The organism is Palleronia pelagia, from assembly GCF_900110115.1.
Classification (GTDB): domain Bacteria; phylum Pseudomonadota; class Alphaproteobacteria; order Rhodobacterales; family Rhodobacteraceae; genus Palleronia; species Palleronia pelagia.
On record NZ_FOCM01000003.1, the window covers coordinates 16418 to 35802 of the forward strand.

Annotated in this window: 20 protein-coding genes; 8 read left to right on the forward strand and 12 right to left on the reverse strand. The window is 68.7% G+C overall.

The window, feature by feature from the left end:
- Position 1: 1 nt before the first annotated feature.
- From BMX96_RS19600 to BMX96_RS07040, 4 genes are read right to left on the reverse strand one after another with little or no spacing between them, the layout of a single operon-like run.
- Positions 2–160, reverse strand: a complete 159-nt coding sequence (locus tag BMX96_RS19600; RefSeq protein WP_175481676.1) for a hypothetical protein — start codon at positions 158–160, stop codon at positions 2–4.
- A 4-nt stretch (positions 161–164) separates the two neighbouring features.
- Positions 165–965: a S49 family peptidase gene (locus BMX96_RS07030; RefSeq protein ID WP_091844871.1), complete on the reverse strand. Its 801-nt coding sequence runs from the start codon at positions 963–965 to the stop codon at positions 165–167.
- 52 nt (positions 966–1017) lie between these two features.
- The gene (locus BMX96_RS07035; protein ID WP_091844872.1) at positions 1018–1779 is read right to left on the reverse strand and encodes an ABC transporter permease; all 762 of its coding nucleotides are present in this window, start codon (positions 1777–1779) and stop codon (positions 1018–1020) included.
- Positions 1776–2705: an ABC transporter ATP-binding protein gene (locus tag BMX96_RS07040; RefSeq protein WP_073126604.1), complete on the reverse strand. Its 930-nt coding sequence runs from the start codon at positions 2703–2705 to the stop codon at positions 1776–1778. Before BMX96_RS07040 ends, BMX96_RS07035 begins: the two co-directional genes overlap by 4 nt.
- Positions 2706–2840: 135 nt before the next feature.
- Between BMX96_RS07040 and BMX96_RS07045 the strand changes: the two genes are divergently transcribed.
- The gene (locus BMX96_RS07045; RefSeq protein ID WP_091844873.1) at positions 2841–4004 is read left to right on the forward strand and encodes a TIGR03862 family flavoprotein; all 1164 of its coding nucleotides are present in this window, start codon (positions 2841–2843) and stop codon (positions 4002–4004) included.
- On the opposite strand, the gene BMX96_RS07050 is transcribed toward BMX96_RS07045, so the two are convergent.
- On the reverse strand, positions 3990–5237 hold the full coding sequence (locus BMX96_RS07050) for an MFS transporter (RefSeq protein ID WP_091844874.1): 1248 nt from the start codon (positions 5235–5237) through the stop codon (positions 3990–3992). The genes BMX96_RS07045 and BMX96_RS07050 overlap by 15 nt on opposite strands.
- 116 nt (positions 5238–5353) lie before the next feature.
- Here BMX96_RS07050 and BMX96_RS07055 point away from each other — a divergent pair, with 116 nt between their 5' ends.
- Together BMX96_RS07055 and zapE are read left to right on the forward strand one after the other, a co-directional pair.
- Positions 5354–5701: a TraR/DksA family transcriptional regulator gene (locus BMX96_RS07055; RefSeq protein WP_091844875.1), complete on the forward strand. Its 348-nt coding sequence runs from the start codon at positions 5354–5356 to the stop codon at positions 5699–5701.
- Complete coding sequence (gene zapE / locus BMX96_RS07060; protein WP_091845234.1) at positions 5701–6768, forward strand: cell division protein ZapE; 1068 nt, start codon at positions 5701–5703, stop codon at positions 6766–6768. The genes BMX96_RS07055 and zapE overlap by 1 nt, the downstream gene beginning before the upstream one ends.
- A 119-nt stretch (positions 6769–6887) precedes the next feature.
- On the opposite strand, the gene BMX96_RS07065 is transcribed toward zapE, so the two are convergent.
- From BMX96_RS07065 to BMX96_RS07075, 3 genes are all read right to left on the reverse strand, one after another.
- Positions 6888–8159 carry a bifunctional folylpolyglutamate synthase/dihydrofolate synthase gene (locus BMX96_RS07065; RefSeq protein ID WP_091844876.1) on the reverse strand — a complete coding sequence of 424 codons (1272 nt, stop codon included), beginning with the start codon at positions 8157–8159 and terminating at the stop codon, positions 6888–6890.
- Between the two features lie 37 nt (positions 8160–8196).
- Complete coding sequence (gene accD, locus BMX96_RS07070) at positions 8197–9132, reverse strand: acetyl-CoA carboxylase, carboxyltransferase subunit beta (protein WP_091844877.1); 936 nt, start codon at positions 9130–9132, stop codon at positions 8197–8199.
- A 64-nt stretch (positions 9133–9196) separates the two neighbouring features.
- Positions 9197–10084, reverse strand: coding sequence for a CPBP family intramembrane glutamic endopeptidase (locus tag BMX96_RS07075; protein WP_175481677.1), 888 nt, complete (start codon positions 10082–10084; stop codon positions 9197–9199).
- A gap of 149 nt (positions 10085–10233) precedes the next feature.
- On the opposite strand from BMX96_RS07075, the gene ilvD reads away from it, so the two are divergent.
- From ilvD to BMX96_RS07100, 5 genes are all read left to right on the forward strand, one after another.
- Positions 10234–11997, forward strand: coding sequence for a dihydroxy-acid dehydratase (gene ilvD, locus BMX96_RS07080; RefSeq protein WP_091844879.1), 1764 nt, complete (start codon positions 10234–10236; stop codon positions 11995–11997).
- A 57-nt stretch (positions 11998–12054) separates the two neighbouring features.
- Positions 12055–12801 (forward strand): DUF6478 family protein, encoded by a 747-nt coding sequence (locus BMX96_RS07085; RefSeq protein WP_091844880.1) that lies wholly within the window; start codon positions 12055–12057, stop codon positions 12799–12801.
- Between the two features lie 19 nt (positions 12802–12820).
- A complete protein-coding gene (locus BMX96_RS07090) occupies positions 12821–13213 on the forward strand; it encodes a hypothetical protein (RefSeq protein WP_091844881.1) in 393 nt (130 codons plus the stop codon).
- Between the two features lie 72 nt (positions 13214–13285).
- Complete coding sequence (locus BMX96_RS07095) at positions 13286–15301, forward strand: NADPH-dependent 2,4-dienoyl-CoA reductase (protein ID WP_091844882.1); 2016 nt, start codon at positions 13286–13288, stop codon at positions 15299–15301.
- A gap of 191 nt (positions 15302–15492) precedes the next feature.
- On the forward strand, positions 15493–16398 hold the full coding sequence (locus BMX96_RS07100; RefSeq protein WP_091844883.1) for a LysR family transcriptional regulator: 906 nt from the start codon (positions 15493–15495) through the stop codon (positions 16396–16398).
- A gap of 8 nt (positions 16399–16406) precedes the next feature.
- Here the strand turns inward: BMX96_RS07100 and BMX96_RS07105 are convergent, their stop codons facing one another.
- Genes BMX96_RS07105 through BMX96_RS07120 form a run of 4 tightly spaced genes read right to left on the reverse strand, consistent with a single transcriptional unit; the run spans position 16407 to position 19381 of the window.
- Positions 16407–17360 carry an OmpA family protein gene (locus tag BMX96_RS07105; RefSeq protein WP_091844884.1) on the reverse strand — a complete coding sequence of 318 codons (954 nt, stop codon included), beginning with the start codon at positions 17358–17360 and terminating at the stop codon, positions 16407–16409.
- Complete coding sequence (locus BMX96_RS07110) at positions 17357–17926, reverse strand: peroxidase-related enzyme (protein WP_091844885.1); 570 nt, start codon at positions 17924–17926, stop codon at positions 17357–17359. Before BMX96_RS07110 ends, BMX96_RS07105 begins: the two co-directional genes overlap by 4 nt.
- Before the next feature lie 7 nt (positions 17927–17933).
- Positions 17934–18653, reverse strand: a complete 720-nt coding sequence (locus tag BMX96_RS07115; protein WP_330220635.1) for a GNAT family N-acetyltransferase — start codon at positions 18651–18653, stop codon at positions 17934–17936.
- Positions 18650–19381 carry a competence/damage-inducible protein A gene (locus tag BMX96_RS07120; RefSeq protein WP_091844886.1) on the reverse strand — a complete coding sequence of 244 codons (732 nt, stop codon included), beginning with the start codon at positions 19379–19381 and terminating at the stop codon, positions 18650–18652. Before BMX96_RS07120 ends, BMX96_RS07115 begins: the two co-directional genes overlap by 4 nt.
- Between the last annotated feature and the right edge of the window lie 4 nt (positions 19382–19385).

A 19385-nucleotide genomic window follows, 5' to 3' on the forward strand; every position in this document is an offset into this window, starting at 1 on the left:
CTCAGCCCTTTCCGCAGGCGCAGGGGCCCTTGCCCAGGCGATACCGGCCGCAGCGGTCGCATTTCATGGATTGCAGCCGCTTCTGCCCCGGAAAGCGCAGCCTTCCGAACATGGCGAGAACCAGCATGCCGATGAGGAACAGCGATACGATCTTGATCATGCGATCAGAGCCCGAACCGGGCGAAGGCAAGCTTGTCCTCGACCGCGTCCGTTCCCGCGCGCATCAGCGAGGCGCCGAAACGGCTGAGGAAGGGGCGGCGCTGCTTGTACTCGACGAAGCGCGTCTTCTGCCCGAACCGTTCCTTCATCACCGGTGAAAGATGACCGATACCGTCGGCAAGGCCCATCTCGCACGCACGCTCGCCGACCCAGATCTCGCCAGTGAAAAGGCGGTCGTCCGCGGGCAGCTTGGCACCGCGCCGGTCCTTCACGTGGGAGATGAACGACTCGTGGATCTGGTTCTGAAGGTCCTTCAGCCGCGCCACGTCATCGGGGTTCTCGGGCTTGAACGGGTCCAGCATGCTTTTCGACTTGCCCGAGGTATAGACACGCCGTTCGATCCCGTTGCGGGCGATGAACTCCGAGAGCCCGAAACTGGCCGAGATCACGCCGATGGATCCGACGATGGAATTGCGGTCGACGAAGATCTCGTCCGCCGCAGTCGCCAGCCAGTAGCCGCCCGAGGCGGCGACATCCTCGACGAAGGCCACGACCGGCACGCCTTTCTCGTCGGCCAGCCGCCTGATGCGCGCGGCGATCAGCGAGGATTGCACCGGGCTGCCGCCGGGCGAATTCAGCACCAGGGCCACGGCCTTGGGCTTGCCGCGCCGGAACGCGCGTTCGATCAGGCTGGACAGGCCCGCATCGTTCAGCCGCGCACCCGCGCCGCCCGCCGCGATGACACCCTGCAGGCGCACGACGGCCACCAGCGGATCGGAATTGAGAAAGGGGATGAAGCGTTTCATCCGCCTGATGTAGGCGCCACCGCGTCCGAGGCCAAGCCCGCCCCGCGCGACGTCAGTCGCGCAGGCGCCAGCCGGTCCGGAAGATCAGCCCGATGATGAAGATGCAGGCCGCCGTGAACCCCAGGATCGCCAGCAGCGACCAGCCGATGGGCACATCCGCCAAACCGTAGAACGACCACCGGAAGCCCGACACCAGGTAGACCACCGGGTTGAAGTAGGTGACCGTCTGCCACAGCTCGGGCAGCATCGAGACCGAGTAGAACGCACCACCCAGGAAAATCAGCGGTTGCAGCACCAGCAGCGGCACCAGCTGCAACTGTTCGAAGTTGCCCGCCCAGATGCCGATGATGAAGCCTAGCAGGCTGAACGACAGGCAGGTGAGCAGCAGGAACGCCAGCATCCAGACCGGGTGCTGGATCTGCAGATCGACGAAGAAGAATGCCGTCGCGAGGATGATCAGCCCGATCGCCAGCGACTTGGTCGCCGCCGCCAGCACGTAGCCGGCCGTGATCTCGAGGAAGGACGCGGGCGCCGACAGAAGCTCGTAGATCGTGCCGATGAACTTGGGAAAGTAGATCCCGAAGGCCGCGTTGGTGACGGATTGGGTCAGCACCGTCAGCATGATCAGCCCCGGCACGATGAACGCGCCATAGCTCACGCCCTCGACCTGGTCGATGCGGCTGCCGATGGCGGCGCCGAACACCACGAAATACAACGACGTGGACATCACCGGCGCCACCACCGATTGCAGCAGCGTGCGGAAGGTGCGCTTCATCTCGAAGATGTAGATGGCCTTTATGGCGATCAGGTTCATCGCGCGTCCCCCTTGGTCAGGTCCACGAAGATGTCTTCGAGGCTGGATTGCTCGGTGCGCACGTCGCTCATCTGCAGGCCGGCGGCCTGGAGGTCGTTCAGCAGGCGCGTGATGCCCGTGCGATCCTTGCGGCTGTCGTAGTGATAGACGATCTCGGACCCGCCATCCGACAGGGTCAGGTCATATTTCCCCAGGCTCTCGGGGATACCGTTCGCCCGCTCGGACAGCTCGACCACCAGCTGCTTCTTGCCCAGCTCGGCCATCAGCGCCTCTTTCTCGCGGACGAGCTTGATCTCGCCCTTGGCGATGATGCCGATGCGGTCGGCCATCAACTCGGCCTCCTCGATGTAGTGGGTGGTCAGGATGATGGTGACGCCGTGGGATTTCAGATCCTTCATCGTCTCCCACATGTCGCGGCGCAGCTCGACATCGACGCCCGCCGTGGGCTCGTCCAGGAACAGCACCTTGGGCTCATGCGCCAGCGCCTTGGCGATCAGAACGCGGCGCTTCATGCCACCGGACAACTCCTTGGTCTGGGCGTCTTTCTTGTCCCACAGGCTCAGCTGCCGCAGAATGCGCTCCATGTGGGCGTCGTCGCGCGGCTTGCCGAACAGCCCGCGCGAGAAGGTGACGGTGTTCATCACCGTCTCGAACGGCTCGAGGTTGATCTCCTGCGGGACAAGGCCGATCAGGCTGCGCGCGGCCCGGTAGTCATCGACCGTGTCGTGGCCGCCCACCTTCACCTGGCCCGACGTGGCCGTGGCGATACCGCAGATGATCGAGATCAGCGTCGTCTTCCCGGCGCCGTTCGGGCCCAGCAGGGCCAGGACCTCGCCGTCGCGGATGTCGAGCGACACGCCTTTCAGCGCCTCGAACCCGCCGTCATAGGTTTTCTGCACGTCCTTGACGGACACGATGGGGGTCATGGCGCACCTTTCTGTCTGTCCGCCCGATCTAGTGCCCCGGATGGCCGCCGCCAAGCCATGCCATGCGCACACCCCGCGCTGCCGTCCCGCACCTTGCGCTGGAACGACCCCGCGGCCTGTGGCAGGAGCGCGGACATGGAGACACGCGCGCTGATCATCGGGGGCGGCCCCGCGGGGTTGATGGCGGCCGAGCAATTGGCCGATGCGGGCCACGCGCCGCTGGTGGTTGACGCCATGCCGTCGCTGGGCCGCAAGTTGCTGATGGCGGGCAAGTCCGGCCTGAACCTGACCAAGTTCTCGGACGAGGATTTGGCAGAGGTCTACGGCCCCGGCGCCGGACCGATCCCCGCCATGCTGGAGGACTGGGGCCCGGTCGAGCTGGCCGGCTGGGCCGAGGATCTGGGGGTCGAGCTTTTCACCGGGTCGACTGGCCGGGTCTTTCCCAAGGCGATGAAGGCCTCGCCGCTTCTGCGTGCCTGGCTGCGGCGGCTGTCGGACCAGGGGGCCGAGATGCGCACGCGCTGGCGCTGGACCGGTCTGTCCGATGGCGGCTTCGCCTTCGACACGCCCGATGGCCCCCGCGTGCTGCACCCCGAGGTCTGCGTGCTGGCGCTGGGCGGGGCGTCGTGGCGGCGGCTGGGATCCGACGGCGCATGGGTTCCGTGGCTGCGCGCGGCAGGCGTGACGATCGCCGACTTTGCGCCCGCCAATGTGGGCCTGCGCGTGGAGTGGTCCGAGCACATGGATCGCGTGATGGGCCAGCCCGTGAAGGGCACCGCGCTGCACGCGGGCGACGCCGTGCACCGTGGCGAGTACGTGATCTCGAAACGCGGGCTCGAAGGCGGCGGGATCTACGCCGTCAGCCGCGCGGTGCGCGAGGGCGCAGCGCTGCACGTGGACCTGATGCCGGACTGGGACGCGGGAAAGATCGCCAGGCGCCTGCGCGGGGCCAAGGGTTCGCTGCCGAACCGCCTGCGCAAGGGGCTGGGGCTGGATGCTGCGCGCGCGGCGTTGCTGATGGAGTTCGGACAGCCCCTGCCCGACGACCTCGCCCCGCTCATCAAGCGGCTGCCAATCCGCCACGACGGACTGCGCCCGCTGGACGAGGCGATTTCAAGCGCGGGGGGCGTCGCGTGGGACGGGCTGGACCGTCATCTGCAACTGAAGGCGTTGCCCGGCACCTTCGCCTGCGGCGAGATGCTGGATTGGGAGGCGCCCACCGGTGGCTGGCTGCTGACCGCCTGCATGGCGACGGGCCGTGCCGCGGGGCTGGGGGCCGCCCGGCTACTGGGCCGGTAGGGGCGGCGGCGCGCGGTCCTCGTTGATGGGCAGGTGGATGATGGCCGAGAAGGCGCCGACCGCCACGCCCAGCCACCAAACGAAGGTGTAGTTGCCCGTCACGTCGTACAGCCACCCGCCCAGCCAGACGCCGAAAAAGCTGCCCAGCTGGTGCGACAGGAACACCACGCCGTACAGCGTCCCCATGTAGCGCAGCCCGAACAGGTGCGCGACCAGACCCGCCGTCAGCGGCACCGTGGCCAGCCACAGCGCGCCCATGACGAAGGCGAAGGCCAGCACCGTGCCGGGCGTGATCGGGAAACTGATGAACAGCGCCGCCGCCACGGTCCGGCCCGTGTAGATCCCCGCCAGCAGGTACTTGCGCGGGAACCGGTTGCCCAGCCAGCCCGCCGCCAGCGTCCCGCCGATATTGGCGAGGCCAATGAGCGAGATCGCCACCGCGCCCAGCGCGGCGGTGTCCACGATGCCGAGCCCCGCAAGGAACCCCGCGGGATCGATCGACGCGCTCATCTCGGTGACCATCGCGGGGAAATGCGCGGTGACGAAGGCCAGCTGGTAGCCGCACGAGAAGAATCCCACGAACAGCATGACGTAGGACGGATCGCGCGCGGCCCGGCGCAGCACCGCGCCCAGCGATTCCTCGAGCTCGACCTTCGACACCGGCGCGGGGGCGCGCATCATCGGCAGGACCGCGAGGCTGGCCAGGACGGCCGCCGCGAAGATCACGAAGACGGTCTGCCACGGGAAGAAGCCCAGCAGCCACTCGGCCACCGGCGCGCCGAAGACCTGCCCCGCGCTGCCCGCCGCCGTCGCGATCGCCAGCGACATGGCGCGCGTCTCGTTCGACGAGGCCCGCCCGACGACCGCGAGGATCACGCCGAAGCCCGTGCCGGCGATGCCGAAGCCCACGAGCACCTCGAGCAATTGGTGCGCGCCGGGGGTGACCGCGAAACTACTCAGCACCAGCCCGGCTGCGTAGGTCAGCGCGCCCAGGATGATGGCCTTGCGGTCGCCGATCCGTTCGGCGATGGCGCCGAAGATCGGCTGGCCGATACCCCAGGCGAGGTTCTGGATGGCGATGGCCATGGAGAACTCGGCCCGGGCCCAGCCGAACTCCTCGGCCACGGGGATCTGGAACACGCCGAAGCTCGCCCGGATGGCGAAGCTGACCATCAGGATCAGGCAACCGGCGACCAGGACCGGCGTGACGAGGGGCGCGCGCGTGGTTTGCATGGCGCAGCATTGGCCGCAGGCGGCGAGGCTGTCAAAACGCAATCGGTGATGCGTGCCATGCGACGCCGCGAATTATCGCGTTTTCCCTGCCCCGGCACAGGCGTTATGCAAGGGGCATGGATGATCACGACCCAGACCTGATGCGCGCGCGATACGCGCCAGCCCTGCAGGACGAACTGGCGCAGATCGCCGCCGCGTCGGACAGCACCCGTGCCGACCGCGCGCCCGTGACGCTGGACCAGCAGAGCGTCGGACGGCTCAGCCGCATGGACGCGCTGCAGAACCAGGCCATGGCCGCCGGAACCGAGGCTCGGCGCGCCACCCGCACCCGCGCCATCCAAGCCGCGCTGACCCGGCTGGACGAGGGCGAATTCGGCTGGTGCGACGAATGCGGCGAGCCGATCCCGCTGAAGCGGCTGGACCTCGACCCTTGCGCGACACGCTGCGTGGGATGCGCCGGCTGATGGCACAGGATTTCGAGTCGATCTACGACGCCGCCGTTGCGCGGGACGAGGTCCAGGACGACCCGGCCCAGCGCGGCGTTCTGCCCGAGTTCACCCGCATCGCCCAGGCGCTGGACTCGCAGCCGGCGCGGCGCGGCTGGTTTTCACGCAAGCAGCCCGAGGCGGTGAAGGGCCTCTACCTTTGGGGCGGTGTCGGACGCGGCAAGTCCATGCTGATGGACCTGTTCTTCGTTCATGTGGAGGTCGAGGGAAAACGCCGCGTGCATTTCCACGCCTTCATGCAGGAGGTGCACAAAGGCATCACCGCGGCCCGCAAGCGCGGGGTGGACGACGCCCTGGCCCCGGTGGCGGACGACATCGCCGACGGCCTGCGGCTGCTGTGTTTCGACGAAATGCAGATCGGCGACATCACCGACGCGATGATCGTCGGGCGCCTGTTCCAGCGGCTGTTCGACGGCGGCGTGACCGTCGTCGCCACGTCGAACCGCATTCCCGACGATCTCTACAAGGACGGTCTGAACCGCCAGCTGTTCCTGCCCTTCATCGACCTCATCAAGGACCGCATGGCGGTGGTCGAGCTCGCCTCGCCCCGCGACTGGCGGCAGGACCGCATCGCCGGGTCCGACCTGTATTTCAGCCCCGCCGATGCCGAGGCGCGCGCCGCCATGGACGCGCTGTGGGACCGGCTCGCCGACGGGCCGGGCGAACCGATGGAGCTGACCGTGTCGGGCCATTCGGTGGAGATCCCGCGCTTTTCCTCGGGTGTCGGCCGCGCGCGGTTCTGGGACCTCTGCGGCAAGCCGCTGGGCGCGGCGGACTACTTGGCCATCGCCGAGCGTGTCCGGGTCCTGATGCTGGACGACGTCCCGCGCCTGGGGTCCGAGAACTACAACGAGGCGCGACGCTTCGTAACTCTGATCGACGCGCTTTACGAGGCGCGCACGCGGCTGATCCTGTCGGCAGCCGACACGCCGGAAAACCTGTATATCGAGGGCGCCGGATCCTTCGAGTTCGAGCGCACGGCATCCCGCCTGCGCGAGATGCAGAGCGCCGACTGGGGTACGTGAGCCGGTCGCGCCACGGCCACGGGGCGGCGCGGTCTGATCGCTTCGGATGAGTATTTGGAGACCAGTGATGTGAAGCGCGCGCCTTGCGGCTTGTCCGTGCGGCGATCTGCCGAAAGCGCTCAGGCGTTTTCGCGCAGGACCCGGCCGGCGAGGTAGAGCGAGCCGCAGACCAGGATGCGGGCGTGCGGGTCCTGCGCCGCGATGGCGCGAACCGCGTCCAGGACGCTGTCGGCCGTGGTGGCCGCCAGGCCCACGCCGCGCGCGACCTCGGCCGTGCGGTCGGCGGGCAGCGTGTTCGCCTCGCCGGGGATCGACACCGCGGTCAGGCTGTCCGCGTGCCGCGCGAGCGGACGCAGGTATCCCGCGATATCCTTGGTGTTGAGCATCCCGCAGACCAGGTGCGTGCCGCGCGGTGGCAGCGCGGCGAGAGTGGCGGCGATGGCCGCGCCCGCCGCCGGGTTGTGGCCGCCGTCCAGCAGGATCTCGGCCCCCGGCGCCGCGTCGACCAGCGGACCGTGCCGCAGCCGCTGCATCCGGGCGGGCCAGGTCGCGTCGGTCATGGCGGCGGCGCAGGCGGGCTCGGTCAGGCCCAGCGCGCGCAGCGCGGCGATGGCGATGCCCGCGTTTTCCAGCTGGTGTGGCCCGGCCAGCGCGGGCCGCGGCAGGTCGAGAAGGCCGGTTTCGTCCTGGAACACCAGCCCGTCCCGCTCGGGCGCCACGTGCCAGTGCTGACCGTGGACCTGTAGCGGCGCGCCCAGCCGCGCGGCGCGCGCCTCGATCACCTCGAGCGCCGGCTCCGCCTGGCGGCCGATCACCCCCGGCACACCGCGCTTGAGGATGCCGGCCTTCTCGCCCGCGATCTGGGCCAGCGTGTCGCCGAGGAAGGACTGGTGGTCCAGGTCCACCGGCGTGATGACGGTGAGCGCGGGGGTGTCGATCACGTTGGTGGCGTCGAGCCGCCCGCCCAGACCGACCTCGAGCAGGGTGTAATCCGCCGGCGTCCGCGCGAAGGCCAGCAGCGCGGCGGCGGTCGTGACCTCGAAGAAGGTGATGGGTTCGCCGCCGTTCGCCGTCTCGACCTCGTCCAGAAGCGCCGCGAGGTCGGGCTCGGAGATCAGCGCGCCGTTCAGGCGGATCCGCTCGTGGAAGCGCGCCAGGTGGGGCGACGTGTAGGCGTGCACCCGGTGGCCCGCCGACTCCAGCCCCGCCCGGATCATCGCCAGGGTCGAGCCCTTGCCGTTGGTCCCGGCGATATGGACGACCGGGGGCAGCGACCGCTCGGGGTGGCCCAGCTGCGCCAGCAGCCGGTGCATCCGGTCCAAGCTCAGGTCGATCACCTTGGGATGCAGCGCCATCAGCCGATCGAGGATGGCGTCGGAACCCGCCGTCATCCGGCGCACCGGGCCGAAGGGTCGTGGTCCATGGGTGTCAGGACTTCGCGGCTTCGGGCCGCGCCGGTTCGGGCAGGGCCTCGGGCAGGTCGCCCGGGGGCGGCAGGTCGCCCTGGGTCGCGGCGGGCATGCCCCGGATCATCCGCAGGATGGTGATGAGTTCCTCGCGCAGCTCGCGCCGGTCGGTCACCCGGTCGAGCATGCCGTGGTCCAGCAGGTACTCGGCCCGCTGGAAGCCCTCGGGCAACTTCTCGCGGATGGTCTGTTCGATCACCCGGGGGCCGGCGAAGCAGATCAGCGCGCCCGGCTCGGCGATTTGGATGTCGCCCAGCATGGCGTAGCTGGCGGTCACGCCACCGGTGGTCGGGTGGGTGAGCACGACGATATAGGGCAGGCCTGCCTCTTTCAGCATGTCCACCGCGACGGTGCTGCGGGGCATCTGCATGAGGCTGAGGATGCCTTCCTGCATCCGGGCGCCGCCGGCGGCCGAGAACAGGATCAACGGGCAGTTCAGCTCGACCGCGCGGCGCGCGGCGGCCAGGATCGCGTTGCCCACGTACATGCCCATGGATCCGGCCATGAAGCTGAAATCCTGTCCGGCCGCGACGATGGGCACGCGGCCCAGTTCGCCCTCGGCGACCAGCATCGCCTCTTTCTCGCCGGTCTGCTTCTGCGCCTGCTTCAGGCGGTCGGGGTATTTCTTCTGATCGCGGAACTGCAGCGGGTCGGCCGGGGGCGCCTTGACCGGCACCTCCTTGAAGGCGCCGCCGTCGAACAGCGCGCTGAACCGCGCCCGCGGGGTCAACGGCATGTGGTGGCCGCAATTGGTGCAGACGTTCAGGTTCTCGGCGATCTCGCGGTGGAACAGCATGGTCCCGCACTCGTCGCACTTCGTCCAGAGGTTCTCGGGCACCTCGCGGCGCGAGAAGAGCGAGTTGATCTTGGGGCGGACGTAGTTCGAGATCCAGTTCATCGGGCGGCGTGTCCTGCGTCTTGGTATCGCGAATTGACCTAGTGCGCGGTCCGGCGGAATGCAATCAGGGCCTGAGCGCGAAGCGCAGCACGCCCCAGACCAGCGAGACCAGCGCCAGGTCGGCCATGAGCAGCGGCCCGGTGATGGTGACCTCGTCGGCGGCGTAGGGTGTCAGGAACAGCGCGAGCCCGGTGATCGTCCCCTTGGTCGAGATCAGAAGCAGGGCCACGACGTTGTTGGCGAAATGCAGCCCCCAGGCCGCGCCGATGGTGCCGGTCACCACGGTCAGGTCGGCGGCGATCAGCCCGAAGAACGCGGTCGACCCCACGACCGCCCAGGCATTGGCGCCCATGGTGGCGGGATCGAAATGCAGCATCCCGAACAGCAGCGACGGCACCAGCATGTAGATCAACGGCGAGGCAAAGCGCGCGGCCAGCTGTTGCAGCAGGTAGCCACGAAACAGAAGCTCTTCCGCGCCGGTCTGCACCAGCACCCCCAGCAGCGCCAACGGCAGCAGCGTCAGCCACAGGTCGGGGGGTAGGTTGGGCTCGCCGTCGAACTGCACGGTCCAGACGGCCAGCGTCAGGCCGTATATCGCCCCCGTCGTGCCTACCGCGACAAGGAAGTGCCGAACCGTGCGGCCGCGTCGCCCGACCAGGCTGCCCACGCGGCGCCGGTGAAGTAGCCTGACGGCCACGACCGGCCCCAACGCCATGCCGACGAAGGTGGCCAGCAACAGAAGGGTGGCGCGCGGGGTCGTCGGCTCGGCCATGCCCTGGAGCAGGCCCAGCGCCTCCTGTTGGCCGATGACCAGGACAAGCAGGCCGAACAGCGCGGCCAGCCACAGCACCATCGCCAGCACGCAGATGACCAGCCCGAGCACGAGCCGCCAGATCTGGGGCCTGCCCCGGGCCGGGGAGACGAAGGTCTCGAAAGGCATCGTGTCCGGCATGGTTCGGCCGATCCAACTCGTGAGGGTGAAATGGTACCTAGCCCGCCCAACCGTCGGGTGCAAACCGACGCCGGCGCCCGGCCAAATCCCTTGTGTGCAGGCGCACCGTCCCATATGCGATGGAAAACACTGCCTGCCGGAGCGTCACCATGTTGAAGTCGAAAGCCGACAAGTCCAAGCTGCCCAGCCGCCACGTCACCGATGGCCCGGCCCGGGCGCCGCACCGGTCGTATTACTACGCCATGGGCCTGACGCAGGAAGATATCGACGCGCCCTTCGTCGGCGTCGCGACCTGCTGGAACGAGGCTGCGCCGTGCAACATCGCGCTGAACTGGCAGGCCCAGACGGTCAAGCTGGGCGTGAAGGCGGCAGGCGGCACCCCGCGTGAATTCACCACCATCACCGTGACCGACGGCATCGCCATGGGACACGAGGGTATGCGCTCGTCCCTGGCCTCGCGCGAGGCGATCGCCGACACGGTCGAGCTGACCATGCGCGGCCACGGCTACGATGCGCTGGTCGGGCTGGCGGGCTGCGACAAGTCGCTGCCGGGCATGATGATGGCGATGATCCGGCTGAACGTGCCGTCGGTCTTCATGTATGGCGGGTCGATCCTGCCGGGCAAGGTGCCCGAGGGCGCCGACGTGCCCGAGGATTTCGCCACGCGCGACCTGACCGTGCAGGACATGTTCGAGGCCGTCGGCCGCTACCAGGCGGGCGAGATGACCGATGCGCAACTGGCCGTGCTGGAGCGTGTCGCCTGTCCCTCGGCCGGCGCGTGCGGCGGACAGTTCACCGCCAACACCATGGCTTGCGTGTCCGAGGCCATCGGGCTCGCCTTGTTCAACAGCTCGGGCATGCCCGCGCCGTTCGAGTCCCGCGGCCAGTACGGCGAGGCCTCGGGCGGGGCCGTCATGCACCTGGTCGAACAGAACATCCGCGCCCGTGACATCGTCACCCGCAAGTCGCTGGAGAACGCCGCGCGCGTGGTGGCCTGCACCGGCGGGTCGACCAATGCCGGCCTGCACATGCCCGCCATGGCCCACGAGGCCGGGATCGATTTCGATTTGATGGATGTCTGCGACATCTTCCGCGACACCCCCTATTTCGTTGACCTCAAGCCCGGCGGCCAGTTCGTGGCGAAAGACCTTTACGACGTGGGCGGCATTCCGGTCGTGATGAAGGAGCTGCGCAAGGCGGGGCTGATCCACGAGGACTGCATGACCGCGTCGGGTCGCGCCATCGGCGAGGAGATCGACCGGGTCGAACGCGAGGCCGATGGCCGCGTGATCTATCCCATCGACACCCCCATCACCAAGACCGGCGGTGTCGTTGGCCTGAAGGGCAACCTCGCGCCCGAGGGGGCCATCGTGAAAGTGGCCGGCATGAGCGCCGAGCAACAGCTCTTCACCGGCCCCGCCCGCGTGTTCGAATGCGAGGAAGACGCCTTCGCCGCCGTGAAGGCACGGTCCTACCAGGAAGGCGAGGTCCTGGTCATCCGCAACGAGGGCCCCGCCGGCGGCCCCGGCATGCGCGAAATGCTGGCGACCACTGCCGCGCTGTCGGGCCAGGGTATGGGCAAGAAGGTGGCGCTGATCACCGATGGCCGCTTCTCGGGCGCAACGCGGGGCTTCTGCGTGGGCCATGTCGGCCCCGAGGCTGCCCATGGCGGGCCCATCGCGCTGCTGGAAGACGGCGATATGATCACCATCGACGCGATCGAGGGCACCCTGTCGGTGGACCTTCCGGCCGAGGTGCTGGACGAACGCCGCGCCGCATGGTCCGGCCCGCGCGAGACGATCTATGCCAGCGGTGCGCTGTGGAAATACGCGCAGCTCGTCGGCGACACCCGCAAGGGCGCGGTCACACATCCCGGAGGCAAGGCCGAGAAGCACGTCTACATGGATCTTTAAGGCTTCCGTGACACGGGACCACGTGTGGTCGACGGAGGGGCGCAGGCGATGAGGCTCATGGGCAGGCTGGACCGATTGGCCCATCGGCGCGCGCTCAGGCACTGGACGCGGGTCGGTCGCGATGCGGCCGCCCTCGATCCGGAGGTCCTCGGCAAGCTCGGTGACAAGGCGCGTGGCCTGCGCGGGGCGCTGGACCAGGTGATTGCCGCGGCGGAGCGGTCGACCACGCCCGTTTCGGGGCAGCTTGCCCCCGCAGCCGCCGATGACTGGACCTGGCGCCCGGCCGCTTGGGAAGCCGCCCAGCCCGGCGCGACGCTGGTCGCGCCCGCCACCGGCACCCCGCTGGGCACGACGCTCAAGCTGTTCCACGATTGCACCGATCCCACCTTCAGCGCCCGGCAGGAGCTGTCGCCGCCACGCCCTCCGAAAATCGCGCTGGAGTGTTTCCAGTTCGACGGCTCGTTCCTGAGCCTGGTCATGGACCTGCCGGATCACGGCCTGACGGATCTGAAACGGCACCATATCATCGAGGTGCGGATGTGCGCGCGGCGCGAGCGGCCGATCGAGATGCTGGCGCGCCTGAACCTGCGGCACGGCCTCAACACCGAGCAGATCGTGCACGAGATGGCACCGGTTCCCGAGGCCGAGGATACTTGGGGGCTTGCCTTCGACATGGCCTATGCGGGGATCGATCAGGCGCGCATCTCGGGCGCCTGGATCGACCTGATCTTCGACAGCCCCGCCATGAACCGCATCGTCATCCAGGACCTTCTCGTGACCCGCCGCGTGCGGTCCGAAGTCTGACCGGAGAGGGCCGAACGCCATGACCGACATCCAAAGATCCCGCTGGACCGTCAGCACCGCGTCGCTCGACTCGGGGACTTGGCAGGTGACGCTCGCACCGGTCGGCCACGCCGGCGACAGCGCGCCGCGCCTCAAGGCCACCCACCGCAGCCGGCCCGTCGCCCTGCCCGATTTCGAGCGCGCCGAGACCGGCTGGTCCATGCGGCTGCGCCTGCCCGACGCGATGCTGTCCGACGGGGTGCAGACCCTGCTGCTGACCGACGCCGAAACCGGGGCCGCGGTGGGCAGCTGCCACGTCTCGGCGGGGCGCGCGTTGGACGGCGATCTGTTGGCCGAGATGTCGCAGCTGCGGGCCGAGCTGGATCTTCTGAAACGATCCTTCCGCATGCACTGCGCCGACAGCGGCGAATGACGCCGCGTATGGGGTGACAGCTTCGCGCCAGCTGCGCAGACTGCGCCTCACACCGCTGCGGAGGAGCGCCCGATGTCCGACTACCCACACCTTCTGGCCCCGCTCGACCTGGGCTTCACCACGCTGAAGAATCGCGTGCTCATGGGCTCGATGCATACGGGCCTGGAAGAGACAAGGGACTGGAACCGGGTGGCCGAGTTCTATGCCGCACGCGCCCGAGGCGGTGTCGGCCTGATGGTGACGGGCGGCATGGCCCCCAACCGCGAGGGCGGCGTGTTTCCCGGCGCGGCGGGGCTGTTCAACGACCAGGACATCGCGAACCACCGGGTGGTGACGGACCGGGTGCACGACGCGGGCGGCAAGATCGCCATGCAGATCTTGCACGCCGGCCGCTATGCCTATTCCCCCGACTGCGTAGCGCCCTCGGCCATCAAGTCGCCGATCTCGCCCTTCCCGCCCAAGGAACTGGACGAGGACGGCATCGAGAAGCAGATTGCCGACATCGTCACCGCCGCCGCGCGCGCCCGCGAGGCCGGTTATGACGGGGTCGAGGTGATGGGCTCCGAGGGCTATTTCATCAACCAGTTCCTGGTCGAGCACACCAACCATCGCACCGACCGCTGGGGCGGCAGCCTGGAAAACCGCCAGCGACTGCCGGTGGAAATCGTACGTCGGGTGCGCGAGGCGGTCGGTGACGACTTCATCGTCATCTACCGGCTGTCGATGATCGACCTGATCCCCAAGGGCCAGACCTGGGACGAAGTCGTTCAACTGGCCCGCAAGGTCGAGGCCGCGGGCGCCACCATCATTAACACCGGCATCGGCTGGCACGAGGCACGCGTGCCCACCATCGCCACGTCGGTGCCGCGCCGTGCCTTCGCCTGGGTCACGAAGAAGCTGATGGGCGAGGTCGGGATCCCGATCATCACGTCGAACCGCATCAACATGCCCGACGTGGCCGAATCCGTACTGGCCGATGGCTGCGCCGACATGGTCTCCATGGCGCGGCCCTTCCTGGCCGACCCGGACTTCGTGGCCAAGGCCGCGGCAGGCCGGGCCCACGCGATCACGCCCTGCATCGCGTGCAACCAGGCCTGCCTGGACCACACCTTCGGCGGCAAGCTGTCGTCGTGCCTTGTGAACCCCCGCGCCTGCCACGAGACCGAGCTGGTGGTCGGGCGCGCCGAAACCCCCAAGCAAATCGCAGTGGTCGGCGCGGGCCCCGCCGGCCTGTCGGTCGCGCTGACCGCCCGCGAACGCGGCCACGACGTGACGCTGATCGACCGCGCCGACCAGATCGGCGGGCAGTTGAACATGGCGAAGGCCATCCCCGGGAAGGAAGAGTTCATCGGCCTTGTCGACTACTACGTCCGCGCGGTGGACGACGCGGGCGTGTCGCTCAGGCTGGGCACCGAGGCCACGGCGGACATGCTTTCGGGCTTCGACGAGGTGGTGATCGCCACGGGCGTCGCGCCTCGGGACCCGCAGATCCCTGGACAGGACCATCCCAGCGTGCTGGGATATATCGACGTGCTGCGCGACAAGGCACCCGTGGGCAAGTCGGTGGCAGTGATCGGCGCGGGCGGCATCGGCTTCGACACGTCCGAGTTCCTGGTCACCGAGGACAGTCCGACCGAACACCTGCCCGAATGGTTGCGCGAATGGGGGATCGAGGATCCCGCCGACGCGCGCGGCGGGCTCGACCCCGATGGTCCGCACCCCGACGCCCCCGCGCGGCAGGTCTACCTGCTGCAACGCAAGACCGAGCGTCCGGGCAAGCGGCTGGGCAAGACAACGGGCTGGATCCATCGCGCCGGGCTGAAGATGCGCGGTGTCCGGATGATGGCCGGCGTCACCTATGACCGGATCGACGACGACGGGCTGCACATTACCGTGGATGGCGCGCCGCAGATCCTGAAGGTCGACAATGTGGTGCTGTGTGCGGGCCAGGTCCCCCTGCGCGACCTGGCTGACACGCTCGAGTCCGCGGGCACGCCCTGCCACGTCATCGGCGGCGCGGATGTGGCGGCCGAGCTGGACGCCAAGCGCGCCATCGACCAGGGCACGCGCCTGGCCGCCAAGTTGTAGCCCCGCGAAGCCACGAATTTTATTCGGCTTTTTGCCGAGCGCCCTGAAACTTGCCGTCCGGCGCGCGCGTGTTTCGGCTTGGGGAACGATCCGACAATTACCCCCTTATTGTCGGTCCCGCACCGCAATCCTGCCCGATTGTCGGGCCAGATTGTTCCCTGAACCGGAACAGCCAACCAAGGTAAGGCGCAATGGACCGACTGACCGAGATGGAAGCTTTTGCCACGGTAGTGGATCAGGGTGGATTCACCGACGCGGCGAAGAAGATGGGGATCTCGAAATCCGCCGTCTCGAAACACGTCTCGTCGCTCGAGGCGCGGCTGGGGGCTCGCCTTCTGAACCGCACCACGCGCCGGGTCAGCCCGACCGAAATCGGCCTGGCCTATTACGACCGGGCGCGGCGCGTCCTGAACGACGCGGGCGAGGCCGACAGCCTCGTCACCTCAATGCAATCGGCGCCGTCGGGCCTGCTGCGCATCAGCGTCGCAACCGATTTCGGCGTGAACCACCTCAGCCCGATCCTTGGTGATTTCCTGTCGGAATTTCCCGAGATCACCGTGAACATGGTGCTGAACAACCGCTATGTGGAACTGATCAGCGAAGGCTTCGACATGGCCGTCCGCATCGGCGAGCTTGAAGACAGCACCCTGCGCGCCCGCAAGCTGACCGAGACGTCCAAGCGGATGATCGCGTCACCGGCCTATTTTCAGAAGTTCGGGCGGCCGATGAAGATCGACGACCTGAACGAACACAAGCTTCTGCACTATTCCAGCCAGTCCAACGGATCGGTCTGGAAGCTGACTGCGCCCTCGGGCGAGAAGCGGCAGGTCCGCACCGCGGGCTGGCTGTCGGTCAATGACGGGCAGTCGCTGCTGAACGCCGCGATCTCGGGGCTGGGCATCGCCTACCTTCCCTCGTTCCTCTACGCCGAAGCCATGGCGCAGGGTCTCGTGGAAGAGGCGATCCCCGACTTGCCGCAGGAGATGCAGGGCATCTACGCCGTCTATCCGCCTGGCCGGTTCACCCAGCCCAAGGTCCGCGCTTTCATCGATTTCCTGGTGCACGCCTTTGCCGAGAAAGGCCCCGACGCCTGGTGAGGCTTTAGTCAGTACGTAATTCGCACCACCTCGACACGGCGGTTGGCCAGGCGGCCTTCGGCCGTGTCGTTGGTCGCGCGCGGCGCCAGGAACCCGACGCCGTGGGCCGTGACCTGTCCCGGGTCGACGCCGTAGTCCTCGACCAACGCATCACGCACAGCCTGCGCCCGGCGACGCGATAGCGCAACGTTGGGATCCAGCCCCCCTTCCGTATCTGTATGGCCGACGATTGCCACCCGCATCTCGGGCCGTTCGGACAGGTGATCCGCCAACGCCCGCAGCGATGACGACTCGCCCGGGTCCAGCGTGGCCGCGCCGGTGGCGAACAGCAGTCCCTCAAGCACAGCGCGCCCGTTTCGCCGAAGCTCATCGATGACCGTTGCGGAGTCCCCGGCGGCGGACGTTCCGGGGTCCAATGCGGGCGCCTGGGTCCCGCCCACCGGAGACGAGTCCGACACTTCGGGGCTGGCGCCGCCCTCGGGCGCCACGTGGGTCAGCTGCACGAAGGCCGATCCGCCACCGCGGCTGAGCATCAGCGACAGCCGCGCGCCGGTCCCGTGCTCGGCCAGCAAGTAGCGGAAATTCCCCAGGTCCACGTACATCGCGGGCGCCGGCAGCGCGTTCGAGGCGAAGCGGAAATCATAGCCGCCGCACACCCGGTCGCGGCACTCGAACGTGACGGTCCAGCCCTCGGCCTGAAGCTGCGGAACAAGGGCATCGCGCAGCTGCAACGGCGTGATCATCTGCCCCCGCAACTGCCACGCGGTGCGGGTCACGGTGCCCGCGGCGCGCGTCACCGGCACCTGTGCCCCGTCCCACGCCCCGCTGGGCAGCCGGACGCTGGCGCCCTGCTCGACCCGCTCGGCGGTGCGGACGGCGTCGCCCGGCAGGTCCAGCGTGACCGCACCCGCCACGCCCGCCAGCGCCGAAAGAAGCGCCGCCAGGACGGCCGGTCGGATCATCGCGCCTGCGCGTGGTATTCGGGGTTCGGCGCCATCTCCGACGCGCTGGCCACGCGGTTGGTCATGTTGAAGAAACCGGCGACCGAGGCAATGTCCCAGATATCGCGATCGGTGAAGCCCACGTCGCGCAGCCCCTTGCGGTCGGACTCGCCCATCAGGTGCGGCGTCTCGGTCAGCTTGGTGGCGAAGGCCAGCATCGCGGTCTGCCGCGCGTCGAGCTTCGCCACCCGCCAGTTCATCACCATCTGTTCGCCCAGAGCCGGATCTCCCGACAACTGCCGCACCGCCGCGCCATGGGCGACAAGGCAGTAGTAGCACTTGTTCACCGACGAGACCGCCACCGCGATCATCTCGCGCTCGAGCTTCGACAGGCCCGAGTCGGCCAGCATCAGGTCGTTGTAGAGCGCGGTGAAGGCGTTCAGCTTGTCGATGTCGAACGCGTAGGCCCGCAGGACATTGGGCACCATCCCCAGCTTGTCCTGGCAGATGTCGAAGTATTTCTGCGTTTCGGGCGGCAGCGGATCCACCATCGGCAGGTCCAGCGCGGTCGGGGCGTCGTCGTTCATCGGGGCCTCATGGTCTGATGCGGTAGTGGTAGCATGGCTGTTCCGCCATGCCGAGCGAACGGTAGAGCGCGTTCGCGGGATCGTTGGCGCGCGTGACCAGCAGCGTGAGCGTCGTGGCGCCGTTCTTCCGCGCCCAGTGGGCCGCGTGACTGATCAGCGTGCGCCCGGCGCCGTTGCGGCGCAACTTGGGCCGGGTTTCCAGCGCGTGGACCATGGCGATGTCGTCCGCGACGGCGACGAACACCGTCGCGGCGGGCTGATCCCTGGCACGGCCGAGGATGGCGATCTTCGGCACCGTGACCCGCTCCATCACCGCCACACGGGCGGGACCGATGCCGCCCGCCGCCCAGATGTCGCGCTGGATCTGCAGCGGCGGCCACGCGCCGAAGCCGGTGACCGGCGGCGGTGGATCCCCCGCCACCTGCGCGACGGGGGCGTGATACAGAACCGTCGGGTCCACGGTCAGGTAGCCGCGATCGTCCAGGCGCGCGTCCAGGTCGGACCGGTCGGGCCGCACCTGGAACAGCGCCTGCTGGCCCGCGTCGTCCATGGCGGCCTCGGCGGCGGTGATGTCCCGTTCGCCCACCGTGGTGTCGGTGGTGGCGGCCGAGACCCGCTTGCCGCCGCCCGCCCCGTCCCGCAGGGTCCAGGGCCCGTGCTGCCAGCTGCGGAGGGGTGGCCAGGTGGCGGCCAGCGTCGCGTCGATGTCCGCCTGCGGCAGGTTCACTCGGCCGCCTCGGGAAAGTGGGATTTCAGCGCGCCCATAGCCGCCTCGAGCCGGTCCACGTCCGAGCCGCGCACGACGACATTCACGCCGAAGCGGCCCTTCTGTACGAAGGGATAGGAGCCGACGGAAAGGTCCGGGTAGTCTGACGCGACCTGGCCCAGCGCCTCGGCGATGTCGCCCTCGCCCCGCTCCACCCGGATCGTGCGGCTTTCGACGCGCGCGCCGCCGGTCAGCGTCGGCAAAAGGCCCGCGACCATCGCCTCGAAGATCTGCGGCACGCCGGCCATGACGTGGATGTTGCCCAGCGAGAATCCCGGCGCGGCGGAAACCGGGTTGTCGATCAGCGTCGCGCCCTCGGGGATGCGGGCCATGCGCAGCCGCGCATCGTTCAGGGTGCCGCCCTGCCGGTCGTAATGGGCCTGAAGGATCGCGCGCGCATCGTCGCGGACGCCGATGGGCACGCCCTTGGCGCGCGCGATGCATTCCGCGGTGATGTCGTCATGGGTGGGACCGATCCCGCCCGAGGTGAAGACATGGTCGAACGCCTCGGACAACGCGCGCGCCGCCTGTTCGATGGCGTCCGCGTCGTCGGCCACCACGCGCACCTCTCGCAGGTCGATCCCGTGCTCGGTCAGCCGCCCCGCCAGGTGGTGCATGTTGCTGTCCCGGGTGCGACCCGACAGGATCTCGTCCCCGATGACCAGCATGGCGGCGGTTGGGTTGGGCATGGCA